The following is a 19,028-nucleotide window of genomic DNA, read 5'->3' as shown; positions in this document are numbered from 1 at the left end:
CTTGAATTTATCTTTATATAAATCCTACTTCTTCATACTGCCCCAATAAAATAATTATATTAAAATATTTTTTCTTTCGTTTAGTAAAAATAGAACGCTACGAAAACAACATACATGAATTCCATATAATATGGAAATATTAAAAGGAAAATTGTTCTAATTTGGAGGTTTTCAAAATGACAGATGACACATTTCCGCAGTTACCATCATCCTATTGGATTGAATCTACTCAATTTCCTACTTTTCCTCATTTATCCGAAAATATAAAGACAGAAGTTGCTGTTATCGGAGCTGGTATTACAGGCATTACCACCGCCTATTTACTCGCTAAAGAAGGAATGAAAGTCGTTTTAATTGATTCTGGTTCTGTTTTAAATGGAACAACTGGGCATACAACCGCAAAAGTAACAGCTCAACATGATCTTATTTATGATGAATTAATAAACAATTTTGGTGTTGAAAAAGCCAGGCTTTACTACGAATCAAATAGTAAAGCTCTACAATTCATAAACGAGACTGTACAAACATATAAAATCGACTGTAATTTCACAAATGAAGATTCGTATTTATATACAACTACCAATAATGGCCTGCGAAATTTAACGAAAGAATATGAAGCCTATCAAAAATTAAATATTCCTTGCGACTATGTTCAATCCCTGTCGATTCCTATTCCCGTACAATCTGCACTTGTGATGAAAAATCAAGCGCAATTCCATCCCCTCCTTTATTTAAAAGTACTTTTAGAAAAGTTTGTGGAGATGGGCGGAAAGGTTTATGAGCAAACAACAGCTATTGATGTGGAAAAAGGAGATTATCCACAAGTTATTACAAAGGGTGACCATCGCATCACTTGTAAATATATTGTCTCTTGTTCACATTTTCCTTTTTATGATGCTAATAGCTTTTTCTTTACGCGAATGTACGCAGAACGCTCCTATGCCCTCGCAATAAAAGCAAAAACGGATTATCCAGGGGGCATGTATTTAAGTATCGATGATCCAAAACGCTCCATACGTTATACGACAAGCAATGGAGAAAAGTTGATATTGATTGGCGGAGAGAGCCATAAAACAGGCCAAGGAATTAATACGATGCTTCATTATGATGCACTATATTCCTTTGCTGAATCTACTTTTGGAGTAGATGAAATTCCTTATAGATGGTCAGCGCAAGATTTAATCACGCTAGATAAGCTTCCTTATATCGGACATATTAACGAAAGGAATCCAAATATATTTGTGGCAACTGGATATCGTAAATGGGGAATGACGACTGGAACTGCAGCAGCTCATTTACTGAAGGACTCCATTCTAAAAGTCCACAGTCCATATAAAGAACTGTTTGCACCATCACGCTTTCATGCAAATCCGGATATAAAAACTTTCCTCTCTCAGAACATTGATGTTGCTAAACACTTAATTGAAGGAAAAATTGAAACCGCATTACGTAAGCCAGAAAATCTTGAAGTTGGCGAGGGTTCTGTTGTACATGTCAACGGTAAACGAGCAGGTGCTTATAAAGATAAAGAAGGAAAATTACATATCGTCGATACAACTTGCACACACCTCGGCTGTGAAGTTGAATGGAATAGCGGTGATTGTACTTGGGATTGCCCTTGTCACGGTTCCCGTTTTTCAATTGATGGGGATGTTATGGAAGGTCCAGCAGATCAACCATTAAAGCGAGTTGATAACGAATAATTACAGATTCAGCGTGAGTTTTCATTTACTCCCTTTTGTAAGAATAATCGTAACTAGCACCGTTTTCTTTATTCCTAAAACACAAAAAGAGCACAAACTCACTTGTGCTCTTTTTCATATACTTCAAACAACATATTTCGAAATAATGTATTCAAACTCTCAATATCAATCCCTAATCCCTTTTCAATCCCTTTCACGTATTGCTCATAATAATCAATTTGTTCTTCTAAAAATTGATTTAACACCTCAATTTTCAATCCAACATCTAATTCCGTACCTGCTTTTTTCTTTATTAACAACTTTTCAATTTCATCTAATACACTAGGCTCGACTGATAGTTCCATAATTAACCGGTCAAATTCTACTGGGGGCAATGTCCCTTTCTCTTCTAACCATTTACAAGCTAAAATAGGACGTAATACGTAAAAGTACTTTTTCAACTTTACATTTTCACCTTGTAAAAATTCACGATAGTTTTTTGAAGCCATATGTAAGTAATGATATATCGTTGATTTCGGATTAAAATCCTTTTCACTCATTTGCTGAAGCTGTTCTGGAAGGTTCGAGTTTTTCGAATAAAAAATCGGCGATCGAATCCATTCGAGTAACGCTGGATTTGACTTTGCAAACAGTTGCAATGCCTTTTTAATATCCCAACCACTTATGTCTAAATCATCACTAATTGGATATTCGATTACATCACGCTTATCATGAATTGATAAATACCATTCTACTGGATGTATATAAACAAACCTAACATCATAATCGCTATCTTCCGATGGGAATCCCCAAGCACGACTCCCTGATTCCACTGCAAATAAAATTTTCACATCATTCTCTTTTTCAATTCGTTCTAGTTCTAATTCAATTTTCTCTCTCATTTCATACCATCTCCATTTTTTGATTATTTCCCTGGTAATTCGACAAATATACGACTAATTTTACTATATACCAAAACAGCTGTCAGAAAATTTCTGACAGCTCAATAAAGCACCTATTTTTTCTTTTCCATTACAGTAGCCGCAATGCGTTCAAACTCATTTTGAATCTCCTCTTTATATGCATCCACTTTTGAAAAATCCATAGCAGCAATATAAATTCGTTCTAATTTATCACGAACTGATTTTGCTTTTGCTAAGAAAGACATTGCCTCATTCATTTTTGCTTTATATTGAATGGAAACGTCACGAATTTCTGTAGCATACTTCTCATCCGTCCCTGGTTTAACAATAAGAGTATACATATCTATAATCTCATCACCTTCGCGACTTGGAAAATATTCATGTGGTGCGGTACTATCAAAAATTGCAAATCCTAATTCTCTTACGATAACCATATCAAGACTATTCGGGTCAAATCCGCAATGATATACTTCAACGTCAAAACCTTTTTCTTCTGCTGCCTTCGATAACTTTTTAAGCATTGTTGATTTTCCAGAACCCGGGCGTCCTTTTATAAAATAACGATGTGGTAATCCTTCTGTTAAATTAGGAACAAAATCAACTGCTCCTTTCGGTGTAGCAGCTCCTAAAAAACGATGTTTCACAATCGATTGTTTTCCCTTTTTATCTGCAAATAATTTCTGAATTAGCTGTTCTGTTAGTTCATTTGCTTTATTAAAATCAATGTTATTAATATATATTTTCTCCCACTCATCATGTATAACTAACGCCTCTTTAAAACATCCGTAAGCAGATTTGAAAGCCTTGCCCGCTTCTAATACAAACCGTTCAATTTCTAACTTCTGCTTTCTTAATTTATCTGAGTCCCAAGCAACTCCTAAATTTATATACTCTTCAATAACTCCTGGCATTTTCGGCTCAATAACATGCGGTGATGTTCCATCAACAATTCCTACTTTTAATTTCGGAATAATCACTCCATCAACTGACTTATTATCAGAAGAACAATGCAAAAGTTCAATATCATATCCTTTTTCAACCCATTCACGACCTATTGCCTTAATTAAAGAAGATTTTCCCGTTCCTGGACCACCCTTTAAAATAAACAACCTATCTAGCCCTTTTAAATTCTCTTCGTATAAATTATGAAATCCTCTAGCTGTATTGCCACCAGCATAATAATTTAATACATTCCCTGTCACTGCACTCACTCCTTCGCAACAGTCTACTTACATAAGCTACAATATGCGAGCAACTTTATTTGGGTGAACACCTAATTTGTATTGCACGAAAAAAGGAAATGAATTACAATTTAAATATCACAAATATTCCGAATTTAAAACCGAATAAACCTTTATCAAGAGAGGCAGAGGGACCGGTCCTTTGAAGCCCAGCAACCTCAGTTTATGCAAACTGAATAGGTGCTAATTCCTGCAAAATGCATTGCATTTTGGAAGATAAAACTCAACTAGTATGTAAAGCTCATCTTTCTTGATTATGAAGGATGAGCTTTTTATTATTTGAAAAAAATATATTGGAGGTATGTAAAATGAAAGTAATTGATCTATCACAAACGTTTGAAAATAATATGTCTCAATTTCCTGGAACACCAAAAATCCAACTAGAAGCCATTACAAGCGTTGAAGAAACAGGTTATCAAGTTACGAATTTTCATTCTGTCGTTCATGTTGGTACGCATTGTGATGCGCCTGCTCATTTCATTTCAGGCGCAACCACTATTGATCAATTACCCCTAAATCAATTTGTAGGCGAAGCTGTTCTTATCGATGTGACTCATGTTCAAGAGCGAAAATTACCTAAGGAAGTATTACATACTGTCGAAATAAAAGAAGGCGATATTGTCATTTTCCATTCCAATCTATCTAATAAATGGAATACCGAAGCTTATGAGAAAGAAGCGTTTTATCTTTCCGAAGAATTAGCTGAAGAACTAGTTCAATTAAAAGTAAAATCTGTCGGTTTAGATTTTATTTCTCCTGATGAGGTAACGACAGAAACATCACCGATTCATCACATACTGTTAGGAAATAATATTTACTTAATTGAAAACTTAACAAACTTAGATGCCATTAAAGCGAAACGATTCTTTTTCTCAGCAGCACCTTTAAAAATTAAAAATAGTGACGGTGCTTTCGCAAGGGCATTCGCTGTTATTTTTTAAACATGGTCTACAAAAAAAGCAAAGATCACTTTTGACCTTTGCTTTTATATTTTTTATTTAAGTTAAAAAAGAATTGCTCCACCCTTGGGCGTATCCACGCTAAATAATCTTTATCTTTCTTCTTTGTACAAGCTATCTCTTCTCCATCTACCATTTCGACAAGTTCTAGCTCTAACAGTTGCCTCGTAAATGCTACCATATTTACTTCTTCTGCTGGATATTCTTCTTTTAATTTCTCCTCAATTTCTCCCAATAAAAAACCGTCACGCATCATTGCTAGTGCATCAATCCAAAGTGGCGGCATTTCATATGTCTCTCCTGTAATCGTATCTTTTACAATATAGTTCTTTTGCTCTTTTCGAAATTGAATCGTGTGTAAACATACAGTCGAATTTAATGTTAATTCCATCATACCACCCCTTTCATCATATCCGCATAGAAAAAAGGATGCGCGTGCACCCCTTCTTTTCTTTTCATAACACTACTGAACCGTTACATGAGCTAAAAGCTCTATGTCGATATTTTCCTCCATTATAAACGAAGTTTTTTATAAAAAAAACCCTTCTTGAAACATTTTATAAAATGTTTATATTTACACAACAAGAACACTTTTCTGAAAAGTAATTTCGTCTAATGCACTACACTGTTGGTAAATAAATTTCCACTTTCGTTCCTATCCCCATACTACTTTCAATCGCGATACTCCCTTGATGTTCTTCAATAATTTTATATGTAATCATTAATCCAAGACCTGTACCATTCTCTTTTGTTGTATAAAAAGCTTTTCCGATCTTTTCTATTTTCTCATTTTCTATCCCAAGACCTTGATCTTCAACAGAAATACACAAGTTCTCTCCAGCTTTTTCATATGCCAGAATCTGAATATTCCCGCCTCCTGGCATCGATTCAATTCCATTTTTGATGATGTTTAACAACACTTGTTTTAATTGCTTATCATCACCATTTATAACGGGTAAATTTCCATCTACTTGCAAATTAAATTTCACTTTATATTGAGTTGCATAGCTTTCCATTAACTGTACAACATATAAAAGGATTTCCCCTATATTACACCATTCATAATTTGTTGGTTTCGGTTTTCCTAATAACATCAATTCACTAACAAACCCATTAATTCTCTCAATTTCTTGCAGCATAATCTCATAGCTCATCGTATCTTCAGGATTTCTTTCTTTTTGAATTTGTGTAAATCCTTTTAAAGCTGTTAATGGATTTCGAATTTCATGAGCGATTGTTGTAGACATAGTCCCAATAACCGCTAAATTTTCTGTCTCTTTCATACTGTTCATCATCTCAACAACTGTCCTTACATAAGATTGAAATCTCTTTAATAAAGAATGCGAAATGATGAAAAAGAATATACATAATACAAGCGGAATCACAACTTTTACATCTTGTAATATCAAAGTAAAAAATACATATTTTCCAATTACACTACAGGAAACGAAATAAAAATATTTTCTGTTCACGAAAATGGGTGCAAATAGAATTAAAAATATTTCAACCATATTTCCATTTTCAAAAACACGATCACTGTGTAAATAAATCATTAAGTTATTAATAAGATCAATAAGCATATACCCAATTAAAAATAAGTATTTCACAAAATATACATAACCTTGTTTTTGAAGATATATTGAAATAGTAAATAAAGATATTACTAATATATATACACCTATTCCCATACCACCTTCTGGCCACCCTACCCTTGCTTCATTAATATTCATAGCGGGATAAACAAAATAATAGATAACGTCATATAAAAAGAATATAATATAGAATAATAATATAAATACTTTTAAAGCTTCTCTTTCTTCATAAATCAAGCTCTTGTATTTGTTCATATAAAAACTCCTCTTGATCAATACAAAAAAACATTTCAAGTGTTATCTCTTTAAATTATAATTATGAAATTGCTTTCAGGGCAACATGTAACCTTCTAATACTAAAAGGAAGGAGATACAGCTCCTTCCTTTTCAGTTACAATTTATATCCATCTTACCCTATCATTTAGCAATCCATCTGTAAAATTATTATGTCCTACTACAAAATCCTTCATATATAAATTTAAATATTCCCCATACTTACTTTCAGTATTTAATAATAATTCTTCTACATAATAAGCGCCTTGTCCAAAAGTATCTAACAGTAAACTACATAAGCCAGCATAAATTCCACACCCTACTTGGAAGTACGTCGCATTTGTTTTATATTTTTGAAAAACTTGGCTACTATTCATTACATTATACATGTATGTCTCATTATGTTCATAAACGAGCAACACACCGACTAAATCTTCTCCTATAATATCATCTTCTGCTGGATTAAATACTTTACGATTCCAATTCCATAAATCTTCCACTTTATCTAAGTTCTGTCTAATTAAGTTTGTTGTATACTCATTGATCCGATAAAGAAAACCCACTTCCATATTAAAAGATTTCCCTAAAATTAAAACTTCTTCATGTGGCATTAAGCAACCATAAAATTCTTTTTCACCTAACTTTACTTTATACTCTGAAGCATATACATCCTCATAAAAGTAAAGTGGACGATGATGACTCATATACATAGGATAACTCCATATCGCTTCATCCAGAAAACGCTCAACTGCCCACGATGCATAAAGTGTATGAGGTTTTATAAGCTCTTTATCATTCAAAAATGAAGTATCATGTTCTACAATATAGCATGCTCGCGGCTTTTCATTTGGACGTTCTTTCATAAGCTCAACAACCATCCATTGAACAACACCAGGATTCATACCTGAGCCTATAATCGCTCTTGTATTTGTAAATGTTTCTTTCTCCTTCTCAAACCTCGTATACCTTTCCGTAAGCTGAAAACCAAGTAAACTATCGTCTTGATCTACTGCCTCATTTTCCAAAGCCGAATTAATATAACAAATGCCAAGGTCATTACAACAACTCAGTACCCTAATTGTATCTGCACCTGAAACATCAATAACAACCTTCGTTCTTTTTTCCTTTAAATGATGTTTAAATTTGACTACATCTTGAAGGTTTATTTCATATAAAAAAAATTGCTCTTTCAAATTTGGAAACAACTCATCATAATAACTTTTATCTTTTTGTTTTATATCCACCAAATGGAAGTTCACATTCTTTATCACTTCATAAATTGGATCTTTTTCATTTACTACCGCTTGATTCAAAATTGCTAACACTGCTTTTGCTGCTCCACCAGCACTGCCAAGTAATGTAATCGAAAACGAATCTGGAAACTGCTCCACAAACAAAACCCCTTTAATAAAGTAGTTGAGCAGCACTTCCTCAAAAGTGAGTTGAATACACAAAAAGGTAGCTCGTACACCTTTAGTACAAGATTGCCCCTTCAAAGATCACACTAACATACCTATATGATATTCAATTCATTTCCCCCTCATATCCAAATCGAATTAAACAAATAGGCTCGACCTTTTCTTCCCTATATATAAAAGAAAAAGCCAGCCCTTTCAACTAGCCTACGGACAATGGACAGATTTCACATGTTGAATATTCACGTACATTTTTGCGTCACGTGCTTTTAATATTTCAATATGCCCTTCATCAATTTTCGTCATCTTTCCGATTTTATTAGATTCCTCGCCTAAATCAAACACCATAATTTTCCCTGACATTTTAATAAGCTGTTCTTCAAAAGTTCTAGCTAGAGTAATATTTAATGGATTTACGGGGAGTTCATTTTTATTGAGGGAATAAGGCACTTGGTTCTCTTTATAAGGAATTAACCACTTCAAATGCTTTAAAGATATATATACAGTTTTGTAAACAGGGCTATAAAAAACAATATAATCGTTCATCACACTTGTAACATAACCGTGTATCGGAACATTTCCTGCCACATAAATTTCTGTAAAAATCCCTTTAGATGTGATTAATACTTTTCTCAAAGAAATTGAAGGTGATTCCCTCTTAATTACAGAGTCCACACCAGGCTTTAATATTTCTTCATCATGCTCTCTTAAAAATTTATAATACTGGATATGGTATAAAGATATATATACATAGTCTTGTCCATTGTAAAGAACTACAATATCATTTCCTACATCAATTAATACACCTTTAAATCTTTTTTCACCGATTAATTTAACGTATATATTTTCTCCAATATTTTTGTTTAACTCATTCATCTATATCCTCCTTTCTATAAAATACTACTTTTCCTGCCTTCCATTTCTAAAAAAAATAATCAGGGCAATGTTCTGTCTTTTAATAGTAAGAGATCCTTTTCATATATCGTTCATAATTGTAGCGAACTATGAAATCGTTCTTTACTTCCAATCATAATGCCCCTCTTATTTATTAAACATTATTCATCTTCATTCTTTTTACATTTCACTACTTGACTCACACTCTTAATATGATAATTAATTATATAAATAACTTCATCACAGTTTACTAGTATAATACATTCTTCATGCACTTCACTTAATAAACCTTCTACACACTCTGGTCCACCGCGATTAATCTTTATCCACTTATACTTCAGGTCTTTTAATACATCAAAAAAAGTATCTTCATCAGAATAGAAACATGAACCATAGTAATCGTCACATTTTGTTTCTTTCACTTTCTTGACTAGACTCTTCACATGTTTCAGCTGATAATACACTACTTCTCCATGGGGTAATTGTAGTGTAAGGTAATCTTTTCCTAACGATAAGAGTACACCTACTCGACTTTCTGGTCCGCGCAGATTTACTTTTACATTCTCACCGACTAAACCTTTAATTTGATCACAGCATAATACGCTCTCCAAGTTCGTATCCTCCTTCCTTATTATCTTCCTCTACTTGATTGTCTTTGTGCACGAGTTCGACCTGAATTATTGCTTTCACTATTGCTTTCACTGTTGCTTTCTTCGCTCTCTCCGCACACTACTGGGCTATAACTAACACTCTTAATATGAGTTATTGAAATTAATATAACTTCTTCTTTTACAATTAATGTCACATAATCACAAGAAACATCTTGTAAAATACCTTCAATTTTTTCTGGGCCACCCCGATTAATTTTCACCCAGCGATATTTGAAGCTTTGAAGTAGCTTTTCAAAGTCATCTTCATATTCCAACCATCCATAATCATCTGCTTCACAATCTTTCGTATTTTTTGTAACACTTTTTAGATGGCGAAGCTGATAGTAAGAAAGCTCTCCTTTTTCACTCTTTAATACAAAGTAATCCGAACATACTGCGACTATTATTCCTTTTTGAGATTCTGGACCACCTCTGTTTACTCTCACGTAAGATCCAATTAAGTCTTTCAAAAAATCACAATGAAATAAACTCACGAGAAAACCCCTTCCATTAATTTATAAGCTTTTGCACTGATAGTATATGTATCTGTACAGGTTATGTTCGCTATGTTTGTCCCCGCTATGAAAAAATATGCTTTTAACTAATAATACTAATCCCCATAAAATCTTCTTTCCCTTAAAGTAACTCTAGGATTTCGGATGACTTTTTCATCCCTTAATATAAAAAGCCCCCGTATTAAGATACATTTCTGCATATCTTAATACGGGGGCTTTTTATAAATTTAATCTTCGTCTTTAACATCCATATCTTCTGGAATTGGTTCATTTAATATTTCTTCCACTAACTGCTTATATTTCTCCATTTGTTCTAAATGTGTATTAAACTGTTCCTTATTTATTAAATATTGCTCTCCATCAAACAATGCACGAACTTTCTTTTGCTGAATTAAGTCTTCAACATACGATTTTGGTAATTTCAAATACTCCGCAGCCTCTTCTATCGTTATATACAATGTGTTCATTCCTTTATTATTTTTTCATATACATAATGTATCTTACTTTATTTTTGTAAACAAATAAAAAAGATTTTGTAAATACAAATTAAAAAGCAGGTAGATGCATTCCATATATTGTATAATAGTATAGTAAGTATTTTTTTAAATATAGAATGGTATTACCCATTTACACAAAGGAGAGTTAACATATGGCTACTCGTCACATCATTACAATGTTAGAAAAAACATTACGAGTTGAAACAGAAAACACAATTTCTCATCTATCTAAGTCTTTATCCGATCGTATTCTTTCACAAAGTGCAGCAGTACATGAAAATAATTGTTATCATACGATTGGTGAATGGTACAAAAATCATTTCTTATTCCAACAAGATGATTTCCTTTGGGCTAAATACGTTTTCTATGATGCATATTGTGAAGCTATAAAAAAACAAGGCAATCTTACAAAACGCGTTCGTCAAATATTAGAATCATTAGCTCGACAACATGGAAAACAATATATTGTTTCTATACAAAATATCCCATTTCCTAATGAACAGGAAAAAGGGACAGCATAATTTAATAATGGTCCGCACAAACCAACTATAGATTCATTGTTTCCTAGAAATATTTACAAATAAAATGTTCAAGTCTTTGTGTTCCCTTTTTATAGAAATACATTCATATGACATGAACTAATGAAAACGGTGTCATGAAAATGATTGAAAATATAGTAAACAGGAAAAACCCCATTTGTATCTCTCGTCCATAGAAATAGAGATGTAAATGGGGGTATACTTGTTCCTTTATTATTTCATCATCTGCTTAATCAATTCTCGATTTCTCTTCTTAAATACTTCATTATGGGAAGAAACCATTCCGTACTCACTTGCATCAGGTTGAATAAATTGTTTCGCTTTATTCACAGCATTTCCAGCATCTTGGAATGCCCCTGCAATTAAATGCAATTTCCCTTCATGCTTTAAAATATCTCCAGCGGCATATAATCCGTCTACCGAGGACTCACTATTTGCATTCCCTGCAATATAATAATTATCAACAATAGCAACATCTAGCTCACTATTTTCTAATAATGTTATATCGCGTTCATATCCATGATTAATAATAACTTCATCGATAGATAAATGAGAAACTTCTCCAGTTTCATGATTTGTTAATTCTACATATTCAATCGCTTCATGGTTATCACCAGCAATTAATTTTGTAATCGATGTATTAAAGAAACATTCTGCTGAACTGTTCATAAGTTGTTTTACTTGTGCTTCATGACCAGATAATTCTTCTTTTCTATATGTTAAATAAACTTTTTTCGCGATTGGTTCTAATTCGTTCGCCCAATCAATTGCGGAGTTCCCTCCGCCTGAAATAATTACCGTTTTATCTTTGAAACGTTTTAACGATTTAACTGTATAATTTAAATTTGAGACTTCGAATCTCTCAGCACCTTCAATTGATAACTTTTGTGGATTCAATATACCACTCCCAGTTGCGACGATCACTGTTTTTGAAAAATGTTCTTCCCCAGAGCTTGTTTTCAACGTAAAAATACCCTCTTCATTACGAATAATTGATTCTATTTTTGTATTCAATACAACTTCAGGCTGAAATGTTAATCCTTGTTGTACAAGTTGCTCAATTAATTTCTCACCAGTGACCGGTAATAATCCGCCAATATCCCAAATCATTTTCTCCGGATAAACATGTATTTTTCCACCTAACTGTGGTTGAAATTCTATTATTTTCGTTTTCATCTCTCTTAGTCCACTATAAAAAGCTGAATAAAGCCCTGCAGGTCCTCCGCCTATCACAGTTACATCAAACAATTCTTCTTGATTCATTCGTGTCACTCCTCAGCTACTAATAATTGATTATCATTCTCAATAAAATATAACTTGTTTTTATAAATTTTACAATCAAAATCACTATTGACAATACACCTATATAAAATTATAGTATTTAAAGAATCAATAGTGATAATCATTATCAATTTGTTAATTATTAGCAACTGTGAGAGTACATCTTCTTCTATTACTATGGTGAATACTACATGGTAAAATCTCAAGTTCAAGATTGTTAATAAGACTTTTGTATTACCACTAACTTTTCAAAAGATCAAAGCTAAACAATTTATTGTATATCACATATCATCTATCTAAAGGAGAAAGACGATGAAAAAATTATTTATTTCACTAACAGTTCTGTTCGTCCTTGTTATGAGTGCTTGTAGCAACGGTTCAACAGACAAGAAGAACGACGCAAAAGGTAAGAAATCAGAAACAATTACATACCAATCTGAAAATGGTAAAGTAGAAGTTCCAGCAAATCCACAACGTGTTGTTGTCCTATCATCATTCGCTGGTAACGTAATGTCATTAGGTGTAAATCTTGTTGGGGTAGATTCATGGTCTAAACAAAACCCACGTTTCGATAGCAAACTGAAAAATGTCGCTGAAGTATCAGATGAGAATGTTGAAAAGATTGCTGAATTAAATCCAGATTTAATCATTGGTTTATCAAATATTAAAAATGTTGATAAGTTAAAGAAAATCGCTCCTACTGTAACATACACTTACGGAAAAGTTGATTACTTAACACAACACTTAGAAATCGGTAAATTATTAAATAAAGAAAAAGAAGCAAAAACTTGGGTTGATGATTTCAAGAAACGTGCACAAACAGCTGGAAAAGACATTAAAGCGAAGATTGGTGAAGATGCAACCGTTTCTGTTGTTGAAAACTTCAACAAACAGCTTTACGTATACGGCGAAAACTGGGGCCGTGGAACAGAAATTCTTTACCAAGAAATGAAATTAAAAATGCCTGAAAAAGTAAAAGAAAAAGCTTTAAAAGAAGGATACTACGCATTATCTACTGAGGTATTACCTGAGTTTGCTGGTGATTACTTAATCGTAAGTAAAAACAAAGATACTGATAACTCATTCCAAGAGACAGAATCATATAAAAACATTCCAGCAGTAAAAAATAATCGTGTATATGAAGCAAACATGATGGAATTCTATTTCAATGATCCACTTACATTAGATTTCCAACTAGACTTCTTCAAGAAGAGCTTTCTTGGTCAATAATACAAACATGAGGAATTCTTAATTTAAGAATTCCTCTTCCTTTATTCTATGAAAAGAAAAGATGTGAAACGAATGAAAAAAGAGCAAGACAACCTACGTTCCAACGCTTTTACATACAAATTAATTTTGAGTATCATTGCATTCTTTCTTATTTTTATGTTTGCAATGGTGTTAGGCGCTGCAGATACTTCTATAAAAGACGTATGGTTAGCACTTACTTCCTCTGCTAAAGGAGATAAGCTATCCATCCTTCGTGAAATACGTTTACCACGTGAAGTTGCTGCTATTTTTGTAGGAGCTGGACTCGCTGTTTCTGGTGCAATTATGCAAGGATTAACGCGAAACCCACTTGCCGATCCTGGATTACTTGGCCTAACTGGTGGCGCAAATGCTGCACTTGCACTAACACTTGCCTTCAATCCTTCTATAAGCTACCTTTACTTAACACTAGCTTGCTTTATCGGTGCTGCAATTGGCGCTATTATGGTATTTGGAATTGGCATGGTGAAAAAGGGCGGACTTTCCCCTCTTCGAATTGTATTAGCTGGTGCTGCTGTTTCAGCATTTCTACTTGCAATCTCAGAAGGTGTTGGCATTTACTTTAAAATTTCACAAGATGTATCAATGTGGACTGCCGGGGGAGTAATTGGAACGAGTTGGAGCCAATTAAAAATTATTATTCCGGTTATTTCAATAAGTATATTTCTCGCTATCTTACTTGCGAGAAAATTGACAGTCCTTAGTTTCAGTGAAGAAGTTGCTGTTGGACTCGGCCAAAAAATTATCGTCATTAAAACAATTTTATTTATCATTATTATCTTGCTTGCAGGTGCTTCTGTAGCGCTTGTCGGAAACATGGCATTTATCGGCTTAATGATACCTCATATGGTTCGTCCAATCGTTGGACCAGATTACCGTTTTGTTATACCGATGTCAGCGATCGCTGGTGCTTCCTTTATGCTGCTCGCAGATACAATCGGACGTACAATTAACGCTCCGTATGAAACACCAGTTGCTGCAATCGTCGCAATTGTAGGATTACCATTCTTCCTATTTATTGTACGTAAAGGAGGAAGAACTTTCTCATGATGCAATCTATTCTAAAGAAACAACGCCTTATCATACTTGCATTACTCATACTTACCATCACAACAATTGTAATTGGAATGGGACTCGGTTCTGCCGCTCTCTCCTATGACAGATTAATCCCAACACTTATGGGACAAGGTTCATTTAAAGAAGAATTCGTTTTATATTCTTTAAGGCTACCTAGAATCGTCATTACATTATTAGCTGGTATGGCACTCGCTTTATCAGGTGCTGTATTACAAGGTATTACCCGAAACGATTTAGCTGAACCTGGTATTCTCGGCATTAACGCTGGTGCTGGTGTTGCAGTTGCTTTTTTCTTTCTATACTTCCCGATAGACGTAGGTTCATTCCTTTACCTACTACCAGTCGTTGGATTTATCGGTGCGTTTCTAACAGCTGTTCTAATTTACGTATTTTCATATAGCAAATCCACAGGCCTTCAGCCAATAAGATTAACATTAACCGGCATCGGTTTTTCCTTTGCACTATCTGGCGCGATGATTGTACTTATTTCATCTGCAGATCGTATGAAAGTAGACTTTATCGCTAAATGGATTGCCGGAAACATTTGGGGAGATGACTGGACATTTGTTTTAGCAATGCTTCCTTGGCTAATCGTATTAATCCCATTTGTTTTCTATAAGGCAAATAGATTAAATATACTAGCATTAAACGAGCCAGTAGCAATCGGTGTTGGAATTGAAATTGAAAAAGAACGAAGATACTTATTAATCGCAGCCGTTGCACTTGCTGCCGCTGCTGTTTCCGTAACAGGAGGCATTAGCTTTATCGGACTTATGGCTCCTCACATCGCCAAATCTTTAGTAGGTCCAAGGCATCAAATATTCATCCCTATCGCCGTTTTAATCGGCGGATGGTTATTACTACTAGCGGATACAATTGGACGAAATATCGTCGAACCTAGCGGTATTCCAGCTGGTATTGTCGTTGCTTTAATTGGTGCACCTTACTTTATGTATTTGTTGCTTAAGAAAGTGTAAGAAACACCCTCAAGATTTTTTCTTGAGGGTGTTTTCATTTCATTTTACTGCTGTCCATACCCTTCAAACTTCTTCGACAAATTCTCCATCTCGTCTTCTGGCAATAATTTTGGTTCCCCAACACTTTTCGTTTGGTAATAGATTTGAGCACAAAACTCAATTTCTTCTGCAATAGTAAACGCCATTTTTATATTATTCGCTCCGGCCATTAAACCATGGTTCGCAAGTAAAACTGCACGGCGATCAATCATGCCCTCGAAAGCTGCCTCTGCTAATTGCTTCGTACCAAATGTTTCATATGGTGCACAGCGTACATTCGGGCCTGCGAAAGCAATTAAATATGATACAGCAGGAAGTTCCCATCCTAATGATGCGATTGTCTTCGCATAAGGAGAATGTGTATGTACAAGCGCATTTATATCTTCACGATTTCTATAATAGATAAGGTGCATATCTAATTCGCTTGATGGTTTTCTCTCTCCTTCTATCACTTCACCATCTAAATTCAATATAACTACATCTTCAGGCGTCGTTTCATAATAATCTAGACCACTTGGGCTAATTGCAACAAGACCTTGTTCACGATTAAAAATACTAATATTACCGCCAGTCCCCTTTGTTAAACCACTAGAAATCATTTTCTTTCCGTACGCTACAACTTCTTCTCTTTCTTTTTGCAGTAACATATACATCCCCCTAGTAAGAAACTTATGATGACTATTTTTCTAAAAACTATCTACTTATTGAAATAGCTTTTTTAAATTCTCCATAAACGGTGCTCTCACAATTCCCTTTTCCGTAATAATCGCTGTTACATTTTCATATGGCGTGACATCGAATGCCGGATTGTATACTTTACTTTCTTGAGGAGCAGAGTATTGTCCGAAACGATTGATCACTTCAGAAGCATCCCTTTCTTCAATTGGAATTTCTTTTCCTGTCAGTGTTTTCAAATCAATTGTCGGCGTTGGTGCTGCTACATAAAACGGAATGTTATAATATTTAGCCAAAATCGAAACACCTAATGTTCCAATTTTATTTGCTACATCCCCGTTTGCTGCTACACGATCACATCCAACGATTACTGCATCGATTTTCCCTTGTGACATGACCATTGCCGCCATATTATCTGTAATGACCGTTACATCAATTCCCGCTCGCTGCAGTTCTAATGCCGTTAACGTTGAACCTTGTAATCTAGGGCGTGTTTCATCGGAATAGATTTTTAAGTCCCATCCTTTTTCTTTCGCTAAGTACATTGGAGCTGTCGCAGTGCCATACTTAGTCGTTGCTAACGCACCTGCATTACAATGCGTTAATACCCCCATGCCATCATGGAATAATGTTAATGCATGTTCTCCAATTTGACGGTTAATTTCTTCATCTTCTCTATGAATCTCTTTTGCTTCTTCTAATAATCTATCTTTCAACTGCGCAATTGATAAGTGAGCATTCTCTTTCGCGACACTTTCCATTCTTTCAAGCGCCCAAAATAAATTTACTGCCGTCGGTCTTGATGTCGCTAAGTATGCACATACCTTTTTTACTTCCGCTATGAATTCTTCCGCCGAACTTTCCGCAACTTCCTTTACTCCTAAATACACACCGTAGGCTGCTGAAACACCTATTGCCGGCGCTCCTCGTACTTTCATTACTTGAATCGCATCCCACACACCTTCAGCCGTTTTAAAAGATTCATAGACTACTTCGTTCGGTAATACCGTTTGATCCAATAACACTAAAGCATCATCTTTCCACTGAATTGGTATTAATTGCTCTGCCATCATCTTCTCCCCTTATTTCGCACTTATGCATTGACTGTTTTTTTAACGTTTCTACAAAGCTGCTACCTGTTTTATATTGATTCGCTTGTAAAATAAACTTCTTCGCTGTCTGAAGACAAATTCGCTCCGCTCTAGCACGCGCCTCTTCATTCTCAATACAAGTCATATCCTTTACCTTCGCTAGACCAACAATACGACGAATTAACTCAAGACCCGTCACTGCAGCTGTATCCTCTAATACAGATTGTAAATAAACTCGGTTAAAGCCTTCTTCCTTCGCCATAATCTCTGTCACATGAATATCCCAAGCATCTAAAAACTTCTTCTTAAATAAATCAATTACATCTATCATGGTAGATTCTATCCAGTTCATATATGTATCTTTCTCAATACCAGATTGCATCACTGCATCTGCATTCACCCATGCAAACATTAAATTCGCCATTATATTCCCAACGTCATATCCCATAGGTCCATAAAAAGAAAATTCAGGATCAATAACCTTTGTAGAATCACTTTTTACAAAAACAGAACCAGTATGTAAATCACCGTGAAGTAGCGCTTGTGCATTCGTCATAAACGAAAACTTAAGTTTTGCTACTTCCATACGAAGCTCTTTATCACTATAAATATGCTCCCTAATCCATCCTTCATTTAATTGAAACAATTCGTTGCGTTTATTATGGTTTGTGAATGGCTCTGAATATACGAGGTCCTCTGTAATCTCACATAACTCCGGATTTATATAATTCTTCACGAGTTCCTTCTTCTCTTTATGATTCATTACAACATCTGATGTTAATAGAAGGGTATTTACCATAAAAGTAGTTAAATCATCAGCAAGCCTCGGAAACATTTGATAATTTATGAGTGCTGTACGCAATATTGTGTGATCTGATAAATCTTCCATCACGCAACAATTCATCACACTATCAAACAAATATACATTTGGCACGAGTCCAGATGCTAACTCTCCTTCTAATTGCAAAACATCTGATTCTATACGGATTCGATTCGTCGACAACTTAAACTCATCTGAAATACGCGCTGTATCCCCAGCTTGCTTTACAATGACAGAAATGTTCTTCTGTTCATCCCAAACGCGGAACACATAATTTAAATTACCATCACCTATTTCTTTACACTTAAGCCCCTTTGCATGCTCGAACTTAGGTAATTTCTCTTGCACATATGCAATCACATCTTTAGCTTCCATTAAAAAATACTTCGTGAACTTAGACATGGTTTCCCCTCCACACTAAATGTAAACGTTTTCTAAAAGCCGTAAAAAATAATAGACTGAAACTTTTTCAATCTATACTATATCTTCTCTATTGCAATACATATCTCGCTTTTATTATATCTTGTTAGAAATGAGCGTCAATGTTTCTATTTCTCATTGCAATATACTCCTTATTATATATATTTAAGATGACAATAATTGTTCACAAAGATTCCGA

General features: G+C 34.4%; 19 protein-coding genes and 1 riboswitch. Of the genes, 6 read left to right on the top strand and 13 right to left on the bottom strand.

What is annotated here, in order from left to right:
- The first annotated feature begins 176 nt into the window (after window positions 1-176).
- Complete coding sequence (locus AC0IXC_RS25390; RefSeq protein ID WP_061676155.1) at window positions 177-1,703, top strand: FAD-dependent oxidoreductase; 1,527 nt, start codon at window positions 177-179, stop codon at window positions 1,701-1,703.
- 98 nt (window positions 1,704-1,801) lie between these two features.
- Here the strand turns inward: AC0IXC_RS25390 and AC0IXC_RS25385 are convergent, their stop codons facing one another.
- Both AC0IXC_RS25385 and AC0IXC_RS25380 read right to left on the bottom strand, forming a co-directional pair.
- Complete coding sequence (locus tag AC0IXC_RS25385; RefSeq protein ID WP_471653531.1) at window positions 1,802-2,584, bottom strand: nucleotidyltransferase domain-containing protein; 783 nt, start codon at window positions 2,582-2,584, stop codon at window positions 1,802-1,804.
- A 113-nt stretch (window positions 2,585-2,697) separates the two neighbouring features.
- Entirely contained in the window at window positions 2,698-3,807 is a 1,110-nt protein-coding gene (locus tag AC0IXC_RS25380) for a PRK06851 family protein (RefSeq protein ID WP_471653530.1), read from the bottom strand.
- 149 nt (window positions 3,808-3,956) lie between these two features.
- Window positions 3,957-4,069: riboswitch (SAM riboswitch) on the top strand.
- 85 nt (window positions 4,070-4,154) lie between these two features.
- Between AC0IXC_RS25380 and AC0IXC_RS25375 the strand changes: the two genes are divergently transcribed.
- Window positions 4,155-4,787: a cyclase family protein gene (locus AC0IXC_RS25375; RefSeq protein WP_471653529.1), complete on the top strand. Its 633-nt coding sequence runs from the start codon at window positions 4,155-4,157 to the stop codon at window positions 4,785-4,787.
- A gap of 25 nt (window positions 4,788-4,812) precedes the next feature.
- Here the strand turns inward: AC0IXC_RS25375 and AC0IXC_RS25370 are convergent, their stop codons facing one another.
- From AC0IXC_RS25370 to AC0IXC_RS25340, 7 genes are all read right to left on the bottom strand, one after another.
- On the bottom strand, window positions 4,813-5,196 hold the full coding sequence (locus tag AC0IXC_RS25370) for a hypothetical protein (RefSeq protein WP_033708170.1): 384 nt from the start codon (window positions 5,194-5,196) through the stop codon (window positions 4,813-4,815).
- A 229-nt stretch (window positions 5,197-5,425) separates the two neighbouring features.
- Window positions 5,426-6,652, bottom strand: coding sequence for an ATP-binding protein (locus tag AC0IXC_RS25365; RefSeq protein ID WP_341086845.1), 1,227 nt, complete (start codon window positions 6,650-6,652; stop codon window positions 5,426-5,428).
- Between the two features lie 143 nt (window positions 6,653-6,795).
- Window positions 6,796-8,061 (bottom strand): S-adenosylmethionine decarboxylase related protein, encoded by a 1,266-nt coding sequence (locus tag AC0IXC_RS25360; RefSeq protein ID WP_044444296.1) that lies wholly within the window; start codon window positions 8,059-8,061, stop codon window positions 6,796-6,798.
- A 231-nt stretch (window positions 8,062-8,292) separates the two neighbouring features.
- On the bottom strand, window positions 8,293-8,961 hold the full coding sequence (locus AC0IXC_RS25355) for an LSm family protein (RefSeq protein ID WP_002016710.1): 669 nt from the start codon (window positions 8,959-8,961) through the stop codon (window positions 8,293-8,295).
- 179 nt (window positions 8,962-9,140) lie between these two features.
- Window positions 9,141-9,590 (bottom strand): hypothetical protein, encoded by a 450-nt coding sequence (locus tag AC0IXC_RS25350; RefSeq protein WP_002016711.1) that lies wholly within the window; start codon window positions 9,588-9,590, stop codon window positions 9,141-9,143.
- A 20-nt stretch (window positions 9,591-9,610) separates the two neighbouring features.
- Complete coding sequence (locus AC0IXC_RS25345) at window positions 9,611-10,123, bottom strand: spore coat protein (protein WP_429687000.1); 513 nt, start codon at window positions 10,121-10,123, stop codon at window positions 9,611-9,613.
- A gap of 248 nt (window positions 10,124-10,371) precedes the next feature.
- Window positions 10,372-10,611 carry a helix-turn-helix domain-containing protein gene (locus tag AC0IXC_RS25340; RefSeq protein ID WP_002010190.1) on the bottom strand — a complete coding sequence of 80 codons (240 nt, stop codon included), beginning with the start codon at window positions 10,609-10,611 and terminating at the stop codon, window positions 10,372-10,374.
- Window positions 10,612-10,793: 182 nt separating this feature from the next.
- On the opposite strand from AC0IXC_RS25340, the gene AC0IXC_RS25335 reads away from it, so the two are divergent.
- On the top strand, window positions 10,794-11,162 hold the full coding sequence (locus tag AC0IXC_RS25335; protein WP_002010187.1) for a hypothetical protein: 369 nt from the start codon (window positions 10,794-10,796) through the stop codon (window positions 11,160-11,162).
- Between the two features lie 231 nt (window positions 11,163-11,393).
- Here the strand turns inward: AC0IXC_RS25335 and AC0IXC_RS25330 are convergent, their stop codons facing one another.
- Window positions 11,394-12,443 carry an NAD(P)/FAD-dependent oxidoreductase gene (locus tag AC0IXC_RS25330; protein ID WP_471653528.1) on the bottom strand — a complete coding sequence of 350 codons (1,050 nt, stop codon included), beginning with the start codon at window positions 12,441-12,443 and terminating at the stop codon, window positions 11,394-11,396.
- A 330-nt stretch (window positions 12,444-12,773) separates the two neighbouring features.
- Here AC0IXC_RS25330 and AC0IXC_RS25325 point away from each other — a divergent pair, with 330 nt between their 5' ends.
- Genes AC0IXC_RS25325 through AC0IXC_RS25315 form a run of 3 tightly spaced genes read left to right on the top strand, consistent with a single transcriptional unit; the run spans window position 12,774 to window position 15,784 of the window.
- Complete coding sequence (locus AC0IXC_RS25325) at window positions 12,774-13,691, top strand: iron-hydroxamate ABC transporter substrate-binding protein (protein WP_000732562.1); 918 nt, start codon at window positions 12,774-12,776, stop codon at window positions 13,689-13,691.
- Window positions 13,692-13,739: 48 nt separating this feature from the next.
- Window positions 13,740-14,780 carry a FecCD family ABC transporter permease gene (locus AC0IXC_RS25320; protein ID WP_133059760.1) on the top strand — a complete coding sequence of 347 codons (1,041 nt, stop codon included), beginning with the start codon at window positions 13,740-13,742 and terminating at the stop codon, window positions 14,778-14,780.
- The gene (locus tag AC0IXC_RS25315; RefSeq protein ID WP_002191791.1) at window positions 14,777-15,784 is read left to right on the top strand and encodes a FecCD family ABC transporter permease; all 1,008 of its coding nucleotides are present in this window, start codon (window positions 14,777-14,779) and stop codon (window positions 15,782-15,784) included. Before AC0IXC_RS25320 ends, AC0IXC_RS25315 begins: the two co-directional genes overlap by 4 nt.
- 44 nt (window positions 15,785-15,828) lie before the next feature.
- On the opposite strand, the gene AC0IXC_RS25310 is transcribed toward AC0IXC_RS25315, so the two are convergent.
- From AC0IXC_RS25310 to mtnK, 3 genes are read right to left on the bottom strand one after another with little or no spacing between them, the layout of a single operon-like run.
- On the bottom strand, window positions 15,829-16,470 hold the full coding sequence (locus AC0IXC_RS25310; RefSeq protein WP_002010177.1) for an L-fuculose-phosphate aldolase: 642 nt from the start codon (window positions 16,468-16,470) through the stop codon (window positions 15,829-15,831).
- Window positions 16,471-16,524: 54 nt separating this feature from the next.
- Complete coding sequence (gene mtnA, locus AC0IXC_RS25305; RefSeq protein ID WP_002124936.1) at window positions 16,525-17,568, bottom strand: S-methyl-5-thioribose-1-phosphate isomerase; 1,044 nt, start codon at window positions 17,566-17,568, stop codon at window positions 16,525-16,527.
- Window positions 17,531-18,811: an S-methyl-5-thioribose kinase gene (gene mtnK, locus AC0IXC_RS25300; RefSeq protein ID WP_471653527.1), complete on the bottom strand. Its 1,281-nt coding sequence runs from the start codon at window positions 18,809-18,811 to the stop codon at window positions 17,531-17,533. Before mtnK ends, mtnA begins: the two co-directional genes overlap by 38 nt.
- Window positions 18,812-19,028 lie beyond the last annotated feature (217 nt).

The organism is Bacillus sp. AC266 (genome assembly GCF_979253805.1).
Note: the sequence above shows the minus strand (reverse complement) of the source record. Positions and strands in the feature narration are given on the sequence as shown.